Origin of the sequence: Enterobacter sp. BWH52 (assembly GCF_001037565.1) — a bacterium.
GTDB lineage: Bacteria > Pseudomonadota > Gammaproteobacteria > Enterobacterales > Enterobacteriaceae > Enterobacter > Enterobacter hormaechei_C.
On record NZ_KQ089854.1, the window covers coordinates 2,603,121 to 2,625,956 of the forward strand.

Annotated in this window: 20 protein-coding genes; 3 read left to right on the top strand and 17 right to left on the bottom strand. The window is 56.5% G+C overall.

Annotated features, from left to right (window positions below):
• Window positions 1–6: 6 nt before the first annotated feature.
• The 17 genes from SK47_RS12270 to SK47_RS12350 form a co-directional block, all read right to left on the bottom strand.
• On the bottom strand, window positions 7–993 hold the full coding sequence (locus SK47_RS12270; RefSeq protein WP_022651409.1) for a hypothetical protein: 987 nt from the start codon (window positions 991–993) through the stop codon (window positions 7–9).
• A gap of 16 nt (window positions 994–1,009) precedes the next feature.
• The gene (locus tag SK47_RS12275; RefSeq protein WP_003859969.1) at window positions 1,010–1,807 is read right to left on the bottom strand and encodes a PP2C family protein-serine/threonine phosphatase; all 798 of its coding nucleotides are present in this window, start codon (window positions 1,805–1,807) and stop codon (window positions 1,010–1,012) included.
• On the bottom strand, window positions 1,804–3,579 hold the full coding sequence (tagH, locus tag SK47_RS12280) for a type VI secretion system-associated FHA domain protein TagH (RefSeq protein WP_022651410.1): 1,776 nt from the start codon (window positions 3,577–3,579) through the stop codon (window positions 1,804–1,806). The genes SK47_RS12275 and tagH overlap by 4 nt, the downstream gene beginning before the upstream one ends.
• Window positions 3,580–3,691: 112 nt before the next feature.
• Window positions 3,692–4,090, bottom strand: coding sequence for a hypothetical protein (locus SK47_RS12285; RefSeq protein WP_045332127.1), 399 nt, complete (start codon window positions 4,088–4,090; stop codon window positions 3,692–3,694).
• Window position 4,091: 1 nt separating this feature from the next.
• Window positions 4,092–5,081, bottom strand: a complete 990-nt coding sequence (locus SK47_RS12290; RefSeq protein ID WP_006810951.1) for a hypothetical protein — start codon at window positions 5,079–5,081, stop codon at window positions 4,092–4,094.
• Window positions 5,082–5,123: 42 nt separating this feature from the next.
• Entirely contained in the window at window positions 5,124–5,477 is a 354-nt protein-coding gene (locus SK47_RS12295) for a T6SS amidase immunity protein Tai4 family protein (protein ID WP_032658941.1), read from the bottom strand.
• Window positions 5,474–5,956, bottom strand: coding sequence for a type VI secretion system amidase effector protein Tae4 (locus SK47_RS12300; RefSeq protein ID WP_048244330.1), 483 nt, complete (start codon window positions 5,954–5,956; stop codon window positions 5,474–5,476). The genes SK47_RS12295 and SK47_RS12300 overlap by 4 nt, the downstream gene beginning before the upstream one ends.
• Window positions 5,957–6,014: 58 nt before the next feature.
• A complete protein-coding gene (locus SK47_RS12305) occupies window positions 6,015–6,497 on the bottom strand; it encodes an Hcp family type VI secretion system effector (RefSeq protein ID WP_014884229.1) in 483 nt (160 codons plus the stop codon).
• A 374-nt stretch (window positions 6,498–6,871) separates the two neighbouring features.
• Entirely contained in the window at window positions 6,872–8,371 is a 1,500-nt protein-coding gene (gene tssC / locus SK47_RS12310) for a type VI secretion system contractile sheath large subunit (RefSeq protein ID WP_006810956.1), read from the bottom strand.
• A gap of 3 nt (window positions 8,372–8,374) precedes the next feature.
• Window positions 8,375–8,899 (bottom strand): type VI secretion system contractile sheath small subunit, encoded by a 525-nt coding sequence (gene tssB, locus SK47_RS12315; RefSeq protein ID WP_008502644.1) that lies wholly within the window; start codon window positions 8,897–8,899, stop codon window positions 8,375–8,377.
• A gap of 75 nt (window positions 8,900–8,974) precedes the next feature.
• Window positions 8,975–9,991, bottom strand: a complete 1,017-nt coding sequence (tssA, locus tag SK47_RS12320) for a type VI secretion system protein TssA (RefSeq protein ID WP_003859964.1) — start codon at window positions 9,989–9,991, stop codon at window positions 8,975–8,977.
• A gap of 11 nt (window positions 9,992–10,002) precedes the next feature.
• Window positions 10,003–10,719 (bottom strand): type VI secretion system-associated protein TagF, encoded by a 717-nt coding sequence (gene tagF / locus SK47_RS12325; protein WP_006810959.1) that lies wholly within the window; start codon window positions 10,717–10,719, stop codon window positions 10,003–10,005.
• A 16-nt stretch (window positions 10,720–10,735) separates the two neighbouring features.
• Entirely contained in the window at window positions 10,736–14,356 is a 3,621-nt protein-coding gene (gene tssM, locus SK47_RS12330; RefSeq protein WP_048244332.1) for a type VI secretion system membrane subunit TssM, read from the bottom strand.
• A gap of 2 nt (window positions 14,357–14,358) precedes the next feature.
• Window positions 14,359–15,597, bottom strand: coding sequence for a DotU family type VI secretion system protein (locus SK47_RS12335; protein ID WP_003859963.1), 1,239 nt, complete (start codon window positions 15,595–15,597; stop codon window positions 14,359–14,361).
• A 17-nt stretch (window positions 15,598–15,614) separates the two neighbouring features.
• A complete protein-coding gene (gene tssK, locus SK47_RS12340; RefSeq protein WP_022651416.1) occupies window positions 15,615–16,958 on the bottom strand; it encodes a type VI secretion system baseplate subunit TssK in 1,344 nt (447 codons plus the stop codon).
• A gap of 28 nt (window positions 16,959–16,986) precedes the next feature.
• Window positions 16,987–17,490: a type VI secretion system lipoprotein TssJ gene (tssJ, locus tag SK47_RS12345; protein WP_015570327.1), complete on the bottom strand. Its 504-nt coding sequence runs from the start codon at window positions 17,488–17,490 to the stop codon at window positions 16,987–16,989.
• A gap of 23 nt (window positions 17,491–17,513) precedes the next feature.
• Window positions 17,514–18,008, bottom strand: a complete 495-nt coding sequence (locus tag SK47_RS12350) for a hypothetical protein (protein ID WP_006810964.1) — start codon at window positions 18,006–18,008, stop codon at window positions 17,514–17,516.
• Window positions 18,009–18,856: 848 nt separating this feature from the next.
• Here SK47_RS12350 and SK47_RS12355 point away from each other — a divergent pair.
• From SK47_RS12355 to SK47_RS12365, 3 genes are all read left to right on the top strand, one after another.
• Window positions 18,857–19,837, top strand: a complete 981-nt coding sequence (locus SK47_RS12355; RefSeq protein ID WP_023314314.1) for a GlxA family transcriptional regulator — start codon at window positions 18,857–18,859, stop codon at window positions 19,835–19,837.
• A gap of 78 nt (window positions 19,838–19,915) precedes the next feature.
• On the top strand, window positions 19,916–20,926 hold the full coding sequence (gap, locus tag SK47_RS12360) for a type I glyceraldehyde-3-phosphate dehydrogenase (RefSeq protein WP_023314315.1): 1,011 nt from the start codon (window positions 19,916–19,918) through the stop codon (window positions 20,924–20,926).
• 213 nt (window positions 20,927–21,139) lie between these two features.
• Entirely contained in the window at window positions 21,140–22,822 is a 1,683-nt protein-coding gene (locus tag SK47_RS12365; RefSeq protein ID WP_045332135.1) for an alpha,alpha-trehalase, read from the top strand.
• Window positions 22,823–22,836: the final 14 nt, after the last annotated feature.

Consider the following 22,836-nt stretch of genomic DNA (forward strand, 5'->3'; position numbering starts at 1 on the left):
CCCCCCTTAATTCGCCGCGCGCCAGGCGCCCACTGCCGGATCGCGCAGCTGCGGACGCAGCGTGTCAATCAGAACAACGTTCAGCTCCGCGCCCGGTGCAACCCATGCGCTCCAGATCTTCTTCACCTCTGCGATACGCGCCTGGAGTCTGGCGTCGTCGCTGGCGATCTCACGGGTGATTTCCACCGCCACCGTGCCGTTGCTCTTCCAGCCGTTCAGAGTGCTGTCGTACGGCAGGATCATCCAGCTCTGGTCGCTGTTCGGGGTGCTGAAGACCATGCGCTCTTTGTTAACGGAGGTGATCAGCGCCTTTTCAGGATCGACCGCGTTGTTCAGTCCCATCACCGGGAAGCCGTGAATGTAGGTGACCGGAATCGCTTTCTGCGTCCCGTTACGATTTTGCGTCACCACGGTGTGGCCGCTGAGCCAGCTACCGTTGCCGCAGCGGGTGGTGTCGGAATCCGGAATAAACAGCGCCGGCGCGGAGGAACCGCCCTCCCAGAAGGTGCGCAGGTGGCAACCGTCCTGAAGGGTGAACTCCTGCCATGGCGTACGATCTGCCGCCACGGTGTGCGTCTCCGGATTCTGGTCAGGCGGCAGCAGCGCGCCTGAGGTGGTGGTCGTTGCCGCCGCCGTTTCCTGCTGTTTCACCACCAGCGCCCAGTCCTGTGCTTTAGCCGCTGTGCCCCGGGCAAGCGTCGTGCCTTCCGGATCGTTAAGCGTCCAGTTCAGGGTATTCAGCTTGCTGCACTGGTGCTCCAGCAGCGAGCCAAGGCGCGGCACGAAGTTTTCCAGCACCGAAACCTCTTTCTTGCCGTTCGCCACGATACGCAGCGCAACGTCCGCCTTACACCAGCTTTGCGGCGTATTGTCTTTAATGTTGTCGATCCAGATATCCAGCTTCTGCGCAGGAGACTGCACGATGCGGAAGTTTTCAGCCTGTGCGGTGGTCGCCACCGTCAGAAGAGCCAAACCCGATAGCCAAAGTTTCATATCAATCCTTGTGTGTCTAATCAGTTCCGCAGGGAAGAAATTGTGCTGCGTCAGAGAGCGTATGCAGCAAAGTGGTGTCCTGAGGGTTGCCCATCCACACCGCCACGGCGGTATAGTTATCCTGAGCATTGCCCTCCTGTTCGGCATTCTTTTGAATGATTTGGTTCATTAAGGTCAGCCACTCCTGTGGCGTATTGACCATGTGCAGCGACTGCTTCATCTGCTCTTCGCTAACGCCGTGCCAGAAACCGTCGGTGCAGAGCAGGAAGGCATCACCGTCCTCGACCTGCACGACATCGCTGTAGCTCGCTTCCGGTCCGCCATTCTCAATACCCAGCGCCAGATACAGCAGGTTGCTGTTGAGATCGTCGGTCTGATGCCCGGCATCTTTCATCTGCTGGACGAGGCTGTGATCGGTGGTGACATGCCACAGCCAGCCGCGGCGAAACAGGTACAGGCGGCTGTCTCCGGCGTGCGCCCAGTAAGCCAGACGGTAATCCCTGTCGATAAACAGGCTGACCAGCGTGGTGCCCATCCGGCGATAGTCCTGCACGGCCTGTTGTTCGCTGAGGATGGTGCGGTTCGCCGTTTGGACGTAGTCACGAATATGCTGCGCATTCAGGTGCTTGTCGCCGTCAAAGCGGGAAATAATGCTGTTGCGGGCCAGCTCAGCGGCCACCTCGCCGCCCGGCAGGCCCGCGATGCCGTCACAGACGACAAAGCAGGCTGAACGTTCCCCGATGGTTTCTCCCGTCTGATCCTGGTTGCTGGCGCGCGTCCCCTGGCGGGAGAGAGAAGCCGTTGCGATATTCATTTTTCTTCCGATCCGCTTTGTGAGTCTTTGTACTGATTGACCTCCATGTCATAGGCATGGAGGAAGGCTTCGCCAAACAGGGTATGGAAGTCGTCCTCGATCTCGCCCGCCGTCTCGCCATAGCTGCGAACGAAATAATCCCACAGCGCGGCTTTACGGCTGCCCGGCAGCGCCAGGCGTGACGTCATCCCGTTCTGCTTCGCCTGCTCTTCCAGCTGTTCCGGATTAAAGGATTGCAGCATGGCGGCGATAATGGCGCGGATACCGGAGATCATCCCCAGCTGGTGCGCCTGGAGATCGATTAGCGCATCACGCACCGATTTGGTCGGCGGCATAAAGCCCGGCATCGGCGTGCCGAACATCTGGATCAGCACCGTTTTCCCGGTCGGCAACAGTTTGAACGGGTTGTTCGCATCGTCGAGCACCATGGTCATATCGGCCTTCACCCCACGCTTGAGGATGGAGCGCGAGGAGAGCAGCGCCACGGTCCCCTGCGAGAACATGCCCAGGATCTGCCCCAGCTGACGCATATTTTCCCGGTCGAATTGCGGTACCGGCTGCATTTCGCTCAGGCCCATGCCCTCCAGCAGCGCCTCCAGCAGTTCGCCCTGAAGCACCTCGCCCCGCTCGCCGGTCTGCGCGGAGGCAGCAGGCGAAGCAGCGTTTTTAACCGGGTCGATACGCAGGCGGCCTTTAGGCGCCTGCGCGTTGCTGCGCGCCACGGCCTGCGGCGTTGGCATGGTGAAGCCAGCGTAATCGGGACGCGCGGGCTCTTCTTCCGCGCGCGGCGCATCCTGTGGTTCAGTCGGTTCCGGATCGAACAGCGGTGAGCTGGCCAGCGCATCCTCTTCCTGTGCGGCTTGCGGTTCAGGCTTTGGCTCCGGCTTATCGGCCACGATTTCATCCGGATGGGTTAACGGCGCGCCACCCATCAGGCCGAGGGGGTCATCGTGACGCGCGGCAGGTGCGCTCGCCGACCCGCCAAACAGGGCTAACGGATCAAGTTCGTCCGACGCCTCTTCCTTTGGCTGGGCAGGTTTGCTTTCGTCCGGCTGTACCAGCGTTGAAGGGGTGACATCGTCAAAGATGCTCTCTTTTTTAAACAACGCTTCATCGCTGAACAGCGTGTCCGGGTCAACGTTTTTACGTTCAAGCGACGGTTCGGCGTCGTTAAACATTGACAGCGGATCTTCGGCATTCCGCTCCGGGGCCGCAGGCTGAGAGAACGGATCGTGGGATGCCGCGGGCTGTGGTTTTGCCCGGTTGCTGGAGATGCTGTCGGAGATGGAAAACTCCTGCATCAGGCTGTCCCAGATTTCCGACGGCACGGCCGTAGGTTCAGCTTTTCCGCGAGGCGCGGCGCTGGCCGGTTTCGGTTGTGGCGCCGGAGCAGGTGTCGCCGCTGGGCGCGCCTGCTGCATGCTGGCCGCCATGCGGCTTACGGGCTGGGTGTCATGAATGAGTTCGCTGACTTCAATGCGATAATCATCAATACCGAGAATATCCCCGTCCTGAAGCTCAACCTGACGCCCACGCTCCAGCGGGATATCATTCAGTACCACGCGGGTAACGCTGCCGCGGTTCGTGACGCGGCATTCGCCACTGGCGTCGACGTGAACGATGGCCTGCAAACGCGAGATAGTGCGGTCATTGTCTGGCAGCACCAGATTGTTATCCGTACCGCGCCCAATGGTGCCGCCCGGGGCATAAAAATCACAGCTGCTTTGCGGCGGCTGATGACCGGGTTTCGTAGAAATAATCGTGAATCGCATGGCGTATTCCTGCTGGTATGATTAGCGCTCAAACGCTGCCGCTCTCGGGGGTGAAAACGGCGGGGTTTGGGGGTTAATTCAGAAAGGCATCGTTAAAATTTTCAACATAAAATTAGACACTATTAATGCTCGAAAGAATTAACAGCAGTAAAAATATAACAGTGGCAATAAATATTTTTCTTCTATACGACTTAACCCATGACAAATCAAAATCAGAAAAAATTTTATTGCACGACTGTGGCTCAAGCCAACGACACTCAGTTAATCTCACACGCTTACCCTGTAAGACCCGTGATAAAATTGTGGTGAGGAAACCAAATCCCCAGAACCCAAGATTTTGCCAGGTTTGATAATCTTCTTTTTTGAGCAACTGTTGATTTGTTAATATCGCATATATTTGATTAACTTGGCGATAATTTTTCCGATAGTCTATATAAAATGAAATAACTATGCCTATAAAAGCAATAAAGAGACAGATAATAACAGCAGAGTAAATATTATTAAAAATCACTTTATTCTCCGCTAAAAATTAAATTGTTTAGCTGTTCTCCTGCAAACCCACCGATTTGTGTTCCGCCCGCTGCCCCGACTGCACCAACCACTAAACCACAGATGAGTGTACCTGTCCCCGCTGTGGGCACACCTAATGCAAGACAAACAGGAGCCGCAAGGGAGGAGCCTAATGCAGCACCAGCGACACCGCCTCCAAATTTGCTATATTCTGTCACTGCAACTCTGCTGCACTCATGTTCTCTTCCAGTAGTGCAGGCATGATAAACTTCGTTAGACGTATTCATAAAAGAAAAACCTAAAGCAACCCATCCACCTGCTTTCAGGTAAGAGGATATTCTGGCTGCTCTGTCAATATATGTTGAGTAGCCAGGGATTGCACCAATACCAACTGTACTCCATTCATGGACTATTGATTTCGTGGACAGTCCTAATGCTCTCTTAAGATCCGCATAATCTTTAAACTTAAGCTGTTTTTTAGTTATTTTATTTAACAAGGGTTTCAATTGCGCGAAAAGCGCATTGCGCTCAGCATAAAATTGTTGGCCAAAAAGCGCACCTTGTGTCCTGTACTGATTTTGATAGGTGGCTTCAATTTTAATTAAAATATTTTCAATTTGCTTAAAATATGACTCACCTGTACCGCTCACGCCCCCGACGATTGTATCGCCCCAGCCTGTTATGGCTTTTATATTATCATAATTATTTTTCAAAAACTCAGCGGTGGCTCCATCCAAAGTCGCAAGCGCGTTGGTCACCTTCTTTTTTGCAATGGCTAAGCTATTGATCTGTTGAGTTTGATTATCGCCAAGCGGGTCAGCAACAATTAATATTTGTCCGGGTTTGAGCCACGCAGTGTCTTTATTCAATTGCATAAAATACTCGGATTTTTCATTGCGCGCAGTGCCAAATAGCTGTCTTGCCTGAAAATCCAGAGTGCCGGGTTGCTGAACGACACAGTAACCTGGAGCAACGTTTGACGGACTTGCCATGTAAACTCCTTGTATTTTTAATGTGTAGCTTTTGCAGAAAGTTTATTTTTGGACATTGAGTTGGCGAATCGCATCGCTATGGGATATTAAGCTGCACTTTAATACCTCATAGTTTGCCGGTGCCGTACCACCTAGCTTTTGTTTCAGTAAGGAGTTAATAACCTCGTCGGCTTTTTCGAAATTCTCGGCAGGCAGGTTACTGACTTCCAGCCATGCTGCGGCGCTTGCCTTTGCATCATTTTTCAGCGTCGCACTGTCCGCAATCTTGCCGATACAGCGATTCTGCACCCAGTTTTCAAAAATCTGTTGTTGAGAAAAGGTGTTAACGTCCGGGAGAGTATGGGCGATGGTATATGAGGTATTTAACGCGAGTACGAAAGCGAGTAAACGTCTCATTTCAGGCTCCAGAGCGTAGCGCTGCCAGGAATAAACGAACCATTACCGGGAGAACCCAAGAAATGGCAATCATCGGAGCAAATATTCCCATTCCAGAGCGTGACATGTCCAGTGGCATCGCTCCAGCCGTGACCGCTAAAGATAATAATACCTTGTTTACCTGCAAATTGGCTTGGTGTTGGAGACGTCACCGTCATATCTGCATTACCCAGTACAGTTGGCAGAAAAGCAATCATATCCTTTACGCGATACATGTAACGTTTTTTATCACTCCCCGTAACCGTCGCATATCTGCTGTTGGAGGGAATTGGAACGCCACAATATTTTAAAACGTAGCTCATACGAATGGGGCATGCATTTTGGAAAATTCCGGCTTCAATATTGTGCTGGACTTTTCCACCCAATAATTTGCCCACCGTTTCGACATTGACATTAACTTCTCTAAATCTGTTCCAGGCGGCACCAAAAGCAGGACGCATAAATATTTTCCCTTTTAGAAAGTACAGGATAAAGTGAGCCCTTTCGGGCCCACTCCTGTTACGCTTCTTTGTTTTCTTTGATGTTCCAGCCAGCGCTGCTTTCAGCACCTTTACCACCGGCAGTGGTCTGCTCCCAGTACTGCTGTTTCACTTTCGCAGCCTGGAATGCATAGGTCACGCCAACGGTATCGCCGTTGTCTGCACCCGTGTACTGAACGGAAGTCACGAGAACGTCTTCCAGGGTGATGCGGGTGTATTCAACCTGCTGACCACCCGCTTTGCAGACGGACAGTTCAACTTTGGTCAGGTGTTTACCGCTTGCGCAGTGTTTCAGGATTGCTGTAGTGGATTTGTCGATCAGAGCGTTAACGTGCAGGTCGTTAAAGTTAACTTTACCGGCACCGCCGCCACCGCCAACGCTCATATTACCTGGCTGGGACGCGCCCCAGGAGAAGGAGGTAATATCAGTCCAGCCGGTGTGGTTAGAATCTTTAGATTCGCCCGTAACACCCTCGACCTTCAGAAACATATCAATAGCCATAATATCTACTCTTCGTGGATGAACAATATTGCTTTCGAAAAAGCCCTTATATGGCAAACAGGAAAGCATGGGGCTGAATAAAACCGTCCATATTTTACCTCTGCCTCATATCAAACGACCCGTGTCATTTGACAGTCTTACATTCCCCCGAAATAACGGAATGAATGTGAAGTCTTTATTACTGTGCTTTATTGTGGAACCAGTTAAGGACAGCATTAGCAATTTAGCCGTCTTTCTTGCCGGGTGGCGCTGTGCTTACCCGGCCTACATTGAGCAACGATATCAATTGATTGCACGTTTGATTGTAGGCCCGTGCAAGCGTAGCGCCGCCGGGCGAAACTCACAAAACGCACGTAGTCAGCAGTCTGACGCTCTTACGCGTCCTTCGTCTTCAGCGACGGCAGTTTAGATACCAGACGCAGGGAAACGGTCAGACCTTCCAGCTGGTAGTGTGGACGCAGGAAGAACTTCGCGGCGTAGTAGCCAGGGTTGTCTTCAATTTCCTGCACCTGCACTTCCGCCGCCGCCAGCGGTTTACGGGACTTGGTTTCCTGGGAGGAGTTCGCCGGGTCACCGTCGACGTAGTTCATCACCCAGTCGTTCAGCCAGCGTTCCATCTCTTCGCGCTCGCGGAAGGAGCCGATTTTGTCGCGCACGATGCACTTCAGGTAGTGAGCAAAACGACAGCAGGCGAACAGGTAAGGCAGACGGGAGGCCAGGCGCGCGTTAGCGGTGGCATCCGGGTCGTGGTACTCGGCCGGTTTTTGCAGGGACTGCGCGCCGATGAAGGCGGCGAAGTCGGAGTTTTTGCGGTGAACCAGCGGCATAAAGCCGTTTTTCGCCAGTTCCGCTTCACGGCGATCGCTGATGGCGATCTCGGTCGGGCACTTCATGTCCACGCCGCCGTCATCGCTCGGGAAGGTGTGGCACGGCAGGTTTTCCACCGCCCCGCCGGATTCGACGCCGCGAATCGAGGTGCACCAGCCGTACTCTTTAAAGGAGCGGTTGATGTTGGCCGCCATCGCATAGGCCGCGTTCGCCCAGGAGTAGCTGTTGTGGTTCGCGCCGTCGGTCTGCTCTTCAAAATCAAAGCTGTCGACCGGGTTGGTGCGAATGCCGTACGGCAGGCGCGACAGGAAGCGCGGCATCACCAGGCCCAGATAGCGGGCATCTTCCGATTCACGCAGTGAACGCCAGGCGGCGTATTCGGTGTTCTGGAAGATTTTGGTCAGATCGCGCGGGTTAGCCAGTTCCTGCCAGGACTCCATCTGCATCACGCCCGGTGCGGTACCGGTGATGAACGGACAGTGGGCCGCGGAGCCAATGCGCGCCATCTCGCCCAGCAGCTCAACGTCCTGCGGGCTGTGGTCGAAGTAGTAGTCGCCTACGATGCAGCCAAACGGCTCGCCACCGAACTGGCCGTACTCCTGCTCGTAGATTTTTTTGAAGATCGGGCTCTGGTCCCAGCCCACGCCCTTGTAGCGCTTCAGGGTGCGGCCCAGCTCCTGCTTGGAGATGCTCATAAAGCGGATCTTCAGCATCTCGTCGGTTTCGGTATTGTTCACCAGGTAGCTCAGGCCGCGCCAGGCGCTTTCCAGCTTCTGGAACTCCTCGTGGTGAATGATCTGGTTCACCTGCTGCGAAAGCTGCTCGTCAATACCGGCAATCAGGTTCTGAATGGTGCGGTAGGTATCGTTTGAGAAGGTCACGGTGTTTTCCAGCGCCTGCTGCGCCAGGGTTTTAACCGCGCTTTCTACGGCAGAGCGCGCCTGATCGGTTTTAGGACGGAACTCTTTATTCAGCAGCGCGCTGAACTCGTCCTGGCTGAACGCCTGGCCCGCCTGCTGATCGTGTTGTTGAGTCTGGTTGCTCATCGATTATTCCTCGCTACCTTTCGCACTTTCGTCATTTTTCGGCAACTGGCTCAGGGATTTGAGCAGCGTCGGATCCTGAAGGATTTTTGCAATAAGCTCTTCCGCGCCGTTTTTGCCGTCCATGTAGGTCAGCAGGTTAGAGAGCTGGGTGCGGGCTTCCAGCAGCTTGTTCAGCGGCTCTACTTTACGGGCCACCGCGTCCGGCAGGAAGTCGTCCATGCTGTCAAAGGTCAGATCGACGTTGAGCTTACCTTCGCCGGTCAGGGTGTTATCCACCTGGAACGCCACGCGCGGCTTCAGCGCCTTCATGCGTTCGTCGAAGTTGTCGATGTCGATTTCCAGGAATTTACGCTCGTCGACGGCTGGCAGGTTTTCCACCGGCTTGCCAACCAGATCGGCCATAACGCCCATCACAAACGGCAGCTGAATTTTGCGTTCTGCACCGTAGATCTCTACGTCGTATTCGATCTGCACGCGGGGAGCACGGTTGCGTGCGATGAATTTCTGTCCACTGTTACTCATTGCCATGATGTTCTCCATCAAAGATGCGCGGTGAAGGTGAAACGGCAGACTCCATGCCTGTCGTCATAATGCCAGGACGCGTCATTCGCGGCGTCCAAAGATGTTTTCCAGTTGGTTAACGCCGTCTGGCGCCAGGTCGCGAATAATGTCCATAAAGTTGAGTTCAGACAGCCGCTGCACCCGTTCAATCATCAGCGGTGCGGGATGGCTGGGTTCGTACTGCGCAAAGTACTGTTTCGCTTTTTCCAGCATTAGCTGCGCGTCGGCGCGGCTGGTCACCTGCACGCTGCGCCAGTCGGTGACCGGCTGAACGGGCTGCGCTGCCGCAGGCTGCGGCTCAGCGTGCTGTTCAGCCTGCGCGTCACGGTTCGGCAGCAGCTTACTGATGTCGGTCACCTGACACGCGCTGGCGACCAGCCCGACGGTTTTCAGCAGCTGTTCCATCTCCGGTACGCCACTTTCCCCGAGATAGCCGGTAAGCAGTTCGCGGATGGCCAGCAGGCGTTCGTTGATCACGATTACCGCTTCGGTGCCGGGCTGATCGCCCCGGGCCAGCTCATCGATCAGTCGTGGACGCCCGCCCGGATAATCCGGACACTCGGTTTTACTGCCGTCAAGCAGCGCCTGGGCGTCACGGAGCGAAATCTCATCGCCGTTTGAGCGGAGCAGTGAGGCGTTACGTACCGCGACCGTCAGGTCAGATTTATCACTCAGCCCGGCGAGGGCGTTGATGCGGTAGAACGGATCGGTTTCGCCATACTCTTCCAGCAGCGGGTAAAGCTGCTCCCAGTAACGGGACAGGGCTTCCTGCACCAGCAGTAGCCCGTCGGCGTAACCTGCCAGCCCGCGACGACGTGTCCAGGCATGGGTTAACGCCAGCATGACGCGAAGATCTTTGGTGCGTCCCAGTAGGCTGGTGGCGAGTTTTTCCACCGTGTTCCAGTCGGCAGGCTCTGCCGGAATGATGGTGTCGCCAAACTGCTGCTCGGCTTTGCCCTGACTGGCCTGCCCCATGGCCTGGAAATCAGCGTCGTACTCCAGGTTTTCACCGCAGGGGTTGTCGGGGCTTATCGGCGCGAGAAATTCATCGATATTCATAAGATCCCTGCTTATTCAAACATAGGCGGGTAAAGACCGTGGCGGCCCGGACGGGCGCCGCCTGCCGGATCGAACAGCAGCGTAAAGAGCTGCCCGGTGAAGTTTCCGCTGTGGACGTGGGTGTACAGCGGATAGCCGTCGCAGCGGTTTGTCCACCAGTAGCTGGTCTGGCGCAGCGGATCAAAACACTCCGCCGCCTGCGGCCAGCCCAGCGTGCTCTGACCCTCGTCGTCATAGCCAATCACGTCGAGAATGTCGGAACGCTTTTGCGGCTCAACCGGCTGGGGCGCCGGGATGGTCATCAGCATTTCATCCAGCTGGGAGGCAGAATAGCTGTTACGCACCGCGTGCAGCCCCAGACGACCAAGCTGCTGGTACCAGCTCTCAGCCTGCCCGAGCAGGCGGGATGACCACTCGGCGGGGGTGAAGCTCAGTTGCAGGCATACCGGATAGTGGCGGCCTACGCTGTCACGGCCCGGCAGCAGGCAGCCCATCTGAATCATCTGGCTACCGAGCATCGGCGGGACGACAAAGTTCCACACCGGGGCTTTAGAAAACGGGCGCTCGCCGCTGCGCTGCTCTTCCTGTTGCCAGGCCAGCAGGCCGACCTGGAACCAGTGCGACCACTGGCGTTGCAGGGTATCCGGAAAGCGACGCTGCAAAAAATCTCCGGCGCTGGGTAATTTGCCATACCAGCTATAACGGTTCATCGCAGGGGTATTCGTCATACGGCTGTCCTTGCGGTTATGGGCATGAGAAACGGGGAAGCTGGAACGGGTTGCGGATGCTGTTCGGGGCAAACTCCAGCGTGACCTGATGTCCGTCGACGTTGAACGTGGCCTGACGGCTCAGGCTACCCGCGCCAGGGCTGGTGCGCGCCTTGTCGAAAAAGCGGTTGAGCGCCCAGGAACCGTTAGTCACCAGCGTTGCGGTGCTGCCATTGGCCAGACCGAGCTGCATACGCACCTGGTTCGTCCCGCCCGGCCCCGGCCAGTTCATGATCTGCACCGCCTGCGGACCGTGGCTGTAGCGCAGCAGTTGGCCGTCCACGTCCAGCGTCAGGTTCAGAATGGTGTTGTCCATCCGCACGGTGCGCACCGTCACCTTAAAGGATGGCGTGGTCGCGCCGTTGGCGAAAAAGGCATCGCGGACAGACTGCGCCTGCTGGAACGGACGCAGCAGCCCTTCACTGCCCGGCAGCGTTTTACCGTCGATGCCCGGCATAAAGCGCCAGTTCGCCTGGGTGGTGTCCACCTTGTTGGTCAGGTTGTCGCGGAAAAAGGTGTCCATCAGTCCGGTGCCCGGCGCGAACATGCGGGCGAGATCGTCCGGCGTCACCTCGGTGCTGGCGCTGCGCACCAGCGGGTAACGCCCGGCAATCGCCTGACGGCAGAACCCGCCCACTTCCACGTTGATGCGCTTACGCACGTTCTCCAGATCGCGACGCTGGGTATCGCTGCTTGCGCCCACGGCCATATTACTGAACATGGTTTGCAGCCCGCCCGGCAGACGGCCCGCGCTGGCTTGCAGGCGGCTGATGGCATCGCCGCCCGGCGCGGGCATACCGCTGTTTGCTGCATCCTGAACGGCTGTCAGGTAGCGATAAAGCTCGTCAACCTGCTTGAGAAAATCATCAAAGACGATGGTCTTACCGCCCTTCTCCAGCGGCTGCGCCAGCTCAATCATCGGCGCATAGTGGTCGGTCACCAGTTGCTCAGGCGCCTGCGTCACAACCGCGCCCTGCGTCGGGGCATTGTCACCGTTGCTGAACAGCGCTTCCAGCGTACGGGTGGCGCGGTTGCTTTGGTCTTCCGCTTTCTGCGCATCTTCCGGGGCAGGCGCAGTGCGCGACAGGGTCAGCACCTTGCTCAGGTTAAGTACCAGACGGCGCAGCGGCGAGTTGGTGCCTGAAAGCAGGCGCGCGGTGTTGATGCGCTGGGAAAGATCGGCGCTGTTGTTGAGCTGTATGTCCGCGAGAAAGCGATCCCAGTTGACGATAAAGTCGCGCATGTAGAGCTGGCGCACGGCGTTATCGATCTGCTGTTTATCTTCCTGGGCGGTGGCTGCTCCCAGCACCCAGGCATCATCTTCGTGCAGGGCGGTGGTCACGCTGTCGATCTGGTCGTTGAAGCTCTTCCAGTAGCCGTCCGGCGTATAGAGCCCCGGCACGCCCTCACTCACCGGCTTGCCGCTCTTACGGGAAAACACCAGCTCGCTCTGCGGGCCGCCGAGATCTGAAAGCGAAACCGGCTTCAGGTTCTCATCATGCTCCAGCAGACGTTTCAGGCGGCCATATACGCGGGTGGAGAGCGGCTGCTGGTTGATGAGCGCCCTTTCACGGGCCACCAGATCCTCATCCTGCGCATACGGTGAAGCCTGAATTTTTGGCTCCAGCAGCTGGGTCAGGTGCCATTCCAGCTCCTGAAGCTGCGCCTGCGTCACGTTCTGCGGCAGGTTGCGTTGCAGGTTGAGCATCACCCACGAGTGCAGGAATTTGCCGTCATAGTGCTTCGGCTGGTAGAGCATCTGATAGGCTTTCAGCGCCTCATAGCTGTATTCCACGTCGCTGCCGTTGTCGTTGCGCAGCCAGGTGGTAATGTGCATCGCCACGGCAGGCAGCAGCATCTGATCCAGCGCCTTCTGATACAGAGACTGCGAGGCATCGCTGACGTCATCCCCGCGATAAAGCCCCATGCGGCGGGAAACCGGCGGGTCGTTAACGTCGAAGGCATCGCTTTTCGGCAGATCCACCAGGCTGTTAAGCAGCGGCAGAAGCGCAAACAGATCGCGCTGGGGCTGGTTTTGCAGCGCCTTGCTCTGCTGCTCCAGCATCGGCACTTTTGCGTCCACTTCTTCCAGATAGGCTTTATTTTTAGCGTAGCTGGTCAGCCACAGGCCACCCAGGATCACCAGCAGAGCCAGCAGCGCCGCGTAGCCGGACCACATCACGGCGCGGTTGCGAAGCTCCCACCAGCGGTTTTCCCCGGCGATACCCGCTTCCTGGAAAATCACGTTTTGCAGCAGGTTCTTAATGAAGAAGCTTTGACCCTTCGCGCCCGGTATCGGCGCCTCTTTGCTCACCGAATCCCAGCGCGTGCTTTCCTCCCCTTCAGGTAAGGAGAGCGCGCGGTTCAGCTCGCCCATCACGCGGTCAAACGGCATCCCTTCCTGGGTGCCGCTGGCGAAGTAGATGCCGCGCGGCGAAAATTCGGTTTCGAAGTTTGAGCGGGCAAAGACCGTGCTCTGGTAGTCTGCCAGCAGCGGACGCAGCGCGGCGAACTCCTGCGGGAAGAGATAGGCTTCCGCACGGGTTTTGGCGTCATGCTCTTTGAGCATGGTTTCCGGAAGGCCAGCATCCAGACGCTGTTGCAGCAGGGAAAATTCCTGCTGGAAGTTGCCCATCAGATCGTAATCGGCGTGTTTGGTCTGCTCCCACGGCAGCGTAAAGCCCCAGATCTGGTCGCGCTGGGCTTTGTCGTAATCCGCAAACCAGGCGCGGAAGCCTTTAAGCAGGTCCGCTTTGGTCACCATCACATAAACCGGGAAGCGAATACCCAGCTGTTCATGCAGCTCGGAGAGACGCTGGCGCAGGTTGACCGCCTGCTGTCGGGAGGCCTCAGCGGACTGCGAAAGCAGGTCGGAAATACTGATAGTAATAATCACGCCGTTGATGGGCTGGCGACGGCGGTATTTACGCAGCAGGTTGATAAATTCCAGCCACTCCCCGGCGTCCTGAACCTGCTCACTCTCCTGAGTGGTATAGCGCCCCGCGGTATCCAGCAGAACCGCCTCGTTGGTAAACCACCAGTCACAGTTGCGCGTGCCGCCAATGCCGCGCAGCGCGGTTTTACCGAAGCGATCCGCCAGCGGGAATTGCAGCCCGGAGTTGGCCAGCGCGGTGGTTTTACCGGAACCCGGCGCGCCAATAATGACGTACCACGGCAGCTGATAGAGGTATTGCGTGCTGAAGCGCTGCGTCCACTGTGCGCCATGTCCCGCTTTGCTGAAGTGGGCTTTTTTCAGCATCTGGGCGGCTTCATCGAAACGCCCGGCAAGGATCTGCTCCTCGCTGTTCAGACGTTTCTGCGGATCGGCCGCCTCCGGGCTGGTGGTATTTTCGTTGAGCTTGTCCATCAGCTTACGGTTCAGCCAGGCGTTATACAGCCGTGGCAGAATATGGCTCTGGGCCCAAATCAGGTAGACCACCGCAATGCTGATGACGCGGTTCTGCTCTGATTCAAGCGGGCGGGTATCTACGATGGACAACAGCGGGCCAATCATCCAGATGACCGCCGCGAGCGCCGTTACGCCCAGGAAGCTCCACAGAATGCGATTGGTCAGTATAGAAAGTAGAGTAGTCAGCATCCTTAGTTTCCTTGCGGCAATCCGTTCAGCTCGGCCTGGGTATTGTCAGGCGACACCAGCAGCGTAATCTCCACGCGGCGGTTACGGGCGCGATTTTCAGGCGTGGTGTTAGGCGCTACCGGGTTGATCTCGCCCCGCCCTTCGGCTTTGACGCGCTCAGGCTGCGAGAGGCTACCCTGGAGCTGTTTTTGCACCGAACGGGCGCGCTCAAGCGAGAGTTCATAGTTGGAGGCGAAGCGTGCGCTGCGGATCGGCACGTTGTCGCTGTACCCCACCACCAGAATTTTGCCGCTGACGTTATTCATCGCCTGGGCGATGCGGTCGATGACCGGCTCATAGCGATCGCGCACCACCGTTGAGGCCGAGGCAAAGAGTCCGTCCCCTTTCAGGATCACCACGCTGCGATCCGCCTCATCCTTAACGGCCACCAGACCGGCATCAATTTCCGGTTTCAGGAAGCCGCGCAGGTTCAGCACTGCCGGCAGCTGACGCGCAGGCTGCTGGATCGTGGTTTCCGGCAGTTGGGACTGGTAAATTTTCGCCAGTACCGGGCTGGTGTTATCACCCAGACGCCAGTTCAGCACGATATAAAACAGGCAGGCGATAAAACCGACCAGCGCCACGCACGCCCAGAGTGGGATCATCGGCCGCCAGAGCTTGCGCAGAACGGGGCGATCTTCCGGGTGCGGCGAGAGCGGCGGCGGGTAGCTGCCGCGCACGCCACGGATCATCTGCCACAGGCGCTGTTTGATGGTTTCAAGCTGGGTCCGGCCATTGTCCAGCACGCGGTAGCGGCCTTCAAAGCCGAGCAGCAGACAGTAGTTGATCATCTCCAGCAGCAGAATGTGTTCGCGCGGATTCTGCGACAGACGCGCCAGCAGCTGGAAAAACTTCTCGCCGCCCCAGGTTTCGTTATGAAACGTCACCAGCAGACCATTGCTTGACCAGACGCCGCTGCTTCCCCAGGGAGTCAGCGCGGCGGCTTCGTCCAGCGCCGTGCAGAGGCAGTAGCGCGCGCCGACAATCACTTCATACGGTAAGCCCGCCTGCTGGCATCGCACCTCGAAACGGCGAATTTCGTCAATCAGGCGCTGGCGCAGCCCGACCTGATCGTCGTGGGAAACCGAATGACGGATTTGCGGAATCGCATTGAGCAGCGGATTGGCGGCCGCCACCAGCTGATTGTTCCCACTGGCTCCGGTAAACACGGCATCACTGCCGGTATCCTGTCGTTCCTGCATATTAAGCGCTCGCTTTATTATTCTGTCGGGCTACGGATGGCCCAGAACTCCATATCGAGACCCGGGAATTCCCCTGCGAGATGCAGCGCGAATGCCCCGGACTTGTCCATCTCGTGCCACAGTTCGCTGCCCCTTTCGAGTTCGAAATAGCTGTAGCCTGCATGCCACGGGATCTGCGGCGGCGCGACGGGCATTGCCCGAAGCATGATGCCCGGCAGCTGAAGCTGAACCAGATCGCGGATTTTCGAGACTGGCGCAACCTTCATCTGGGCAGGAAAATGGGTTTGCAAGTGTTCGCCGGGGACATTGGCTTTTACCGCCAGCACGAAGCCAAATTCGCGGACCATGCTGGTCTCCGGCACGGTGGCGATGTTCAGACCGTGGGAGCGTTCGTGCAGCGGCAGCTGGATGGCATGATCTTCCATCACCAGCGACAGTCCCTGACGCAGCATCAGCATCAGTTTGCTGAAGCAAACGGCGAGATCGTCATGGTCGTATACCGGCAGTATGCTCTCTGCGGTACGCTGCGGCGTCCAGGTGGCGAGCTCCGTGGCAAACGGCAGCCAGCTGCGCCAGAGCGCTTCCGGATGAAGCAGCGGCAGCGTTTTTAAATGTGAGACATCGCCAAGGTGGCGGTTGATCAGCGAGAGAAGCGTGAACTCAACCATCTCAGACGTATTGAAACGCCCCGGCTGACGCAGGCGGCCGCCGATCTGCTGGCTACGCTGCACCAGCAAGCCGTGCAGGTCATTGATCATGCCGTACAGCTGCGGGCTGTTATTGGCGTTCAGCATTGGCGGGATGTAGCTGTTATCCAGCCGCACGTGGTTGTCGTTGCGCTTTTCAGCGACGTACGCCACGCCGATGGCGGTCCATTCTGCCGTCAGATCTTTCTCCAGCATCAGGGTCAGACGCAGGCGGCCAAACTGAACCGTCGCCTCCCCGACCGACATCGCGTTGTCGTCTTCCACCTCTTGTTCAAAGGTAATAAAACGCGCCAGAGAAGACTGCTCCTCGCTGAAAATCACCTCTTCACGGCCACCGCGACGAACCGGCAGCGCAAGCACCACCTTTTCATTGGTGAGATTATCGGGGATTTTTAGCGGAGCCGGACCGTTGCGGTCGCTGCGCACCTGGAAAAAGGTGCCGTCAGGCAGCAAACCGCTACAGTAGCTGAGGGCAATACAGCCCTGGCGAAGCATCGCTTCATCCAGCTCAAGGTCGAGAAAGCCCCAGAGATACGAACGCTGCAAGGCCCCCCACTCACGAACGTGGTTGAGGAGGTAACTTTCTGTCCGCTGAAAATGGTGGGGACGCAGGAACATGCCCTCGGTCCAGACGACCTTTTCTGCTTTCGTCATGATGATCTCTTTCCTGTTATGAAGGGCGTTACTGGCTGATGACCCGGATACCATTTACGTCAAGGAAGACGCTGGCCTGGAGTTCATCTGCGGACCATTTCCAGAACTGGTAAATCGCGTTTTCGCCGGGAACAGGCAAAGGAAGTGAGACGCGCCATTTTTTGCCGTCCAGCGCCTGGTATTCCGCCATCACGCCGATATAACGCGCTTCCGGTGAGCTTTGCCCGCTCAGGGTTTTCGAAAGCTGGCCCGGCATCAGGAAGAACACATCGCTGTTCAGCAGATTCGCGCCAAGCGTGGCTGACGCGTTGTTCTGTAAGGAGTAGAAGTCACTGGACATGAAATCCGCATCGGATTTCAGCAGCAACACTCTGACCTTAAGCGGCGCAGAATCATTGATTTGAGGATGAGCCTGAAACTGAAGATTGTAGCGGGAGGGGTCGCTGTGTGAAGACGACGTACAACCACCGATCAGCGCGAAAATCAACGCAAAAAAAGGGAACCACATCCGATGAAAATTTTTATTATTCATAAAAATATGCTCGTGAAACCCGTTTAGTTCAGGATCCAGGTACCGTTCGCGCTGTCTTTGCAGGCTTTGCTGTTGCCATCGACATCAACACAGGTGGTTTTCTTACGCGCTTTCGGGCGCAGTGCCTGTTTACGCACGGTGGCTTCGTACTGGTCAGCCTTGATCACGGCACGCATCGGCACATAACCAATCAGCTGTTCACTCCCTTCATCGGCCAGCGCCATCCAGAAATGTTCAACCTGCCCCAGCACGACGTAAGTTTTGCCGGTCTCAAGCGTACGGATCACTTTTCCACCGTAGTCAGGACGGCTCATCAGGGATGCCGGGTACATGGCACGATACGGTTCATTCACTTGAGTGAACTCCGCCGGAGGGGTAACAGCGTGACGGTGCGTCAGCGTGATGCCATTCACCTGGCTGGTCACAATCGTATCATCGGTGATCGCTGGTTTTTGCGGCGCCTTACAGCCCGCCACCGCCATAACAAACAGAAGTGATAACAATACACGCAGTTTCATATGCTTTTCCGTAGCGATATTTAGAGGATGAAGAGAGGGGGATAAAATTTGACTTAGGTGCTATTGTTAAAATAGTCGGGATATTTTCAGCAGGTAACTATTTTAAGGCATAGCTACCGCACGAACCCAACAGAAATGGGCCCAGCATGCTCCTGACATATTTTGACAAACGGTAGACAAGTTTACATGAGCTTGTCATCAATTCAATATTTCTTGCCTGCTTAATGGCGTTTAATGATACGCCCAATGCATTATAGGATTAATCTCATAAAAAATGCGCACTTAGCTGAAATCGTCTTTTTCTTAGACGAATTTCTAGCGTAACTGTATGAAAATTAATGGCTAAAAAGGCAAAAGAGAACCACTATCATTAACGTAACCCCTTATTATCGCCACTACCATAATTAGTAGAATTTCATTTTTTCTGTGCGCTGTGGGATATATCTGGGATATTTTCATTGTTGCATCTGGAAGATAACTTTTATTGGGTGCGAGCGTCCCGCATTAACAAATGACGGTGAAGAAAATGGCAGGGATTTAATTTCGCGATCCGAAATAACCTAGCCGAAATTATCCTCCGAGGTTATTTTTTGAGCCTTAATAATTAAGCATGGCTACATCTTTTTGTTCTCTTATTGTTCAGAACACTTCATTGCAGCCCATAAACTGGGGGTTTCAGCGGCAGTAACAGTAAACCTAACGCAAAAAGTTTTACCGTTACTACATATTTCTTTTACTTCTTTCCAACATCTGCCGTTCCACGCTTTCACCCGGCACGCCTCATTTGTCTCTGCGACGGTGTTTGTCTGCCGCTTGACTTATTTTGTGATAAAGGTACTTTTCAGGACATGAAGAAGATCCTGATTATCGTACCTGACGGTGGCATGTTGTTTGAGGCTGCCGGTATCGCCGACATTCTGATGCAGGCCAACCGGCTGCACCCGGACGGCCTGGCGCAGCCCCGCTACTGCATCATTATCGCCACCACCCAGCCTCACCTGGTGATCCACGGCCAGTCCGGCTTAAACCTGCTGGCGGACTATCGCCTGCCGGAGCTGGATCCGCGCGAGCCGCTGGATACGATCATCATTACCGGTCGTGGCATGAATGAACAGGAAAGCACCGCGGTGGTGGACTGGCTGCACCTGGCCGCGCCGCATGCGCGCCGCGTCGCCTCTGTCTGCGGCGGGGCCCTGCTGCTGGCACAGGCCGGACTGCTCGATGGGCGCCGGGCGACGACCCACTGGCGGCTGCTGGAAACTCTGAAAACCCGCTATCCTGCGGTCAACGTTGAGGGCGGCCCGCTCTATGTTCAGGATGGCCCCGTCTGGACGTCCGGCGGCGTCAGTTCCGGGTTTGATCTGACGCTGGCGCTGGTGGAGGATGATTACGGCTTCACCCTCGCCCGCAACGTGGCGCAGGATATGGTGATGTACCTGCGTCGGCCTGGCGGCCAGCTACAGTTCAGCCGCTATAAACTGGAGCAGTCCGGCGCGACCGGACCGGTTAGCGAACTGCAAAGCTGGATCCTGCAAAACCTCACCGCAGATTTGTGCGTCGAAAGGCTGGCCGAACGGGTCGCCATGAGTCCGCGCAATTTCACCCGCGTGTTCACGCGTGACGTCGGTGTACCTCCGGCCCGTTATGTCACCGAAGCGCGCCTGGCCGCCGCACGACAGCTTCTGGAGCAGACCTCGTATCCGCTTGAGGTCATTGCCGAAAAAAGCGGGTTTGGGACCAGCATCAACCTGCGCCGCGTTTTTGAAAAGCAGCTTCATCTCACGCCGGGCGAATATCGCCAGCGCTTCCACTGCCGCAGAATGGCGTAATCTGATCCTTTTTTGTCATTTACGCCATCCGACCTGACGCCTAAAGTCACTCCAGACAACACAGATAAGGAGTGCATCATGGTTAAGGTCGGTATTAACGGTTTCGGCCGTATCGGACGTAATGTTCTTCGCGCGGCGCTGGGCAACCCGGATCTCCAGATTGTGGCCATTAACGATCTGACGGACAGTAGAACCCTCGCCCATCTGCTGAAATATGACTCTCTGCTCGGCACGCTGCCGGTGCCCGTTGAAGCGGCGGACGGCGCGCTACAGGTTGACGGGCAACGCATCACCGTATTCAGTGAACGCGACCCGGCAAACATTGCGTGGAAAGACGCGGGCGTTGAGGTGGTAATCGAAGCCACCGGCTTCTTCACCGAACGTGAAAAAGCAGCGGTGCATATCACGAGCGGCGGCGCAAAACGCGTCATTATTTCCGCCCCGGCTAAAAATGATGATCTGACGGTGGTAATGGGCGTGAACCACACGCTGTACGATCCGGCCCAGCATTTTGTAGTCAGCAACGGGAGTTGCACCACTAATGGTCTGGCGCCAGCGGCGCAGGTGCTGCACCAGCAATTTGGCATTGAACACGGGCTGATGAACACCACGCATGCCTACACCAACAGCCAGGCGCTGCATGACCAGCCGGAAAAAGATCTGCGCGGCGCGCGCGCGGCAGCATTATCCATTGTGCCTTACTCCAGCGGCGCGGCAAAAGCGCTCGGGAAAGTGATCCCCGAACTTGACGGCAAACTCACCGGATATTCCCTGCGCGTACCGGTTCCGGTGGTGTCGATTGTCGATCTGACGGTGACGCTGAGCCGCAACGTGACCGCCGAAGAGGTGAATGACGCGTTCCGTCAGGCCGCCGTCAGCGGGCCGCTGAAAGGCATCCTGGGCTACAGCGATGAACCGCTGGTCTCCCGTGATTATCAGGGCGACCCGCGCTCATCGATCATCGACGGGCTTTCAACGCTGGTGATTGGCGGGAATATGGTGAAGATCCTGTCGTGGTATGACAACGAATGGGGCTTCTCGAACCGTCTGGTGGATCTGGCGGTGCTTATGGATAAAAAAGGGTTGTAGGGCTTAAGCCGGGTGGCTTGAAGCTTACCCGGCCTTTCTGTGAGGTGGTTAAAAATTAAGTAATCCACCCCCGGTGTTGTGAAAGCGCACCCGAATTATCTGGTTATGTGAAAAATGGGATATTCAACACGCGAAGTTAACGATATTCGTCTAAGGTTTTCAGGTAATTGACAACAGCGGTCACGCTGCTCAGTGAAGACAGGAGACGAACCGATGATAAGACCTCGCGCACGACGCCCCGCTTTTTTACCCCTTGCGTTGGCAGGCGCACTACTCGGTGTTACCGCATTTGGTTATGCTGAAGACCAGCCAACGAGCCAGCAAAGCTCACCTGATATTCTTCTTGGCCCCCTCTTTAATGACGTACAGAGCGCCAAACTGTTCCCGGATCAGAAAACCTTCGCGGATGCCGTTCCCAAAAGCGACCCGCTAATGATCCTGGCGGATTACCGGATGCAGCATACCCAGTCCGGTTTTGACCTGCGCCACTTCGTGGAGATGAACTTTATCCTGCCGAAGGAGGGTGAGAAATATGTTCCCCCTGAGGGCCAGAGCCTGCGCGAACACATAGACGATCTGTGGCCTGTTCTGACCCGCACCACCGACAAAGCGAACAAATGGGACTCCCTCCTGCCTCTGCCAAAACCCTATGTCGTGCCGGGAGGACGCTTCCGCGAAGTCTATTACTGGGACAGCTATTTCACCATGCTGGGGCTGGCCGAGAGCGGCCACTGGGATAAGATCGGCGACATGGTGGACAACTTCGCTTACGAGCTTGATACCTGGGGCCATATCCCTAACGGTAACCGCACCTACTACCTGAGCCGCTCTCAGCCGCCGTTCTTCTCGCTGATGGTGGAATTGCTGGCCACGCATGACAGCGACGCGTTAAAGAAATACCGTCCGCAGATGGAAAAAGAGTATGCCTACTGGATGGAGGGGGCTGATGGGCTCCAGCCTGGTCAGGCGAACAAACGCGTGGTGAAGCTGGATGACGGCGCGATCCTCAACCGCTACTGGGACGATCGGGACACGCCGCGCCCTGAGTCGTGGCTGGATGACGTCACCACCGCCAAAAATAACCCTAACCGTCCGGCCACCGAGATCTATCGCGATCTGCGCTCTGCCGCGGCCTCGGGCTGGGATTTCAGCTCCCGCTGGATGGACGATCCTCAGAAGCTGGATACCATCCGCACCACCAGCATCGTGCCGGTGGATCTGAATGCGCTGATGTTTAAGATGGAAAAACTGCTGGCCCGTGCCAGCCAGGAAGACGGGGATACCGCCAGCGCAAGTAAATATGACGCGCTGGCCTCCGCGCGTCAGAAAGCCATAGAGAGCCACCTGTGGAACGATAAAGAGGGCTGGTATGCGGATTACGATCTGAAAACCAGGAAGGTGCGTAATCAGCTGACTGCCGCGGCCCTCTTCCCGCTGTATGTGAAGGCCGCATCACAGGATCGCGCCGATAAAGTGGCCGCAGCCGCATCGTCGCGCCTGCTGAAACCGGGCGGTATTTCTACCACCACCATCAACAGCGGGCAGCAGTGGGATGCGCCGAACGGCTGGGCGCCGTTGCAGTGGGTAGCGGTGGAAGGGTTGCAGAACTATGGTCAGCAGAAAGTGGCGATGGACGTGACCTGGCGTTTCCTGAAAAACGTTCAGCATACCTACGATCGCGAGAAGAAACTGGTTGAGAAGTACGATGTCTCTTCGACCGGTACCGGCGGTGGCGGCGGTGAGTATCCGTTGCAGGACGGTTTCGGCTGGAGTAACGGCGTGACGCTCAGGATGCTGGACATGGTCTGCCCGAAAGAGAAGCCATGCGACACCGTACCGGAGAATCAGCCTGCGGCAAACGATGATGTTGCACCTGCGAAACAGGCGGCGCAGTAGCGCCCCTCACCCTG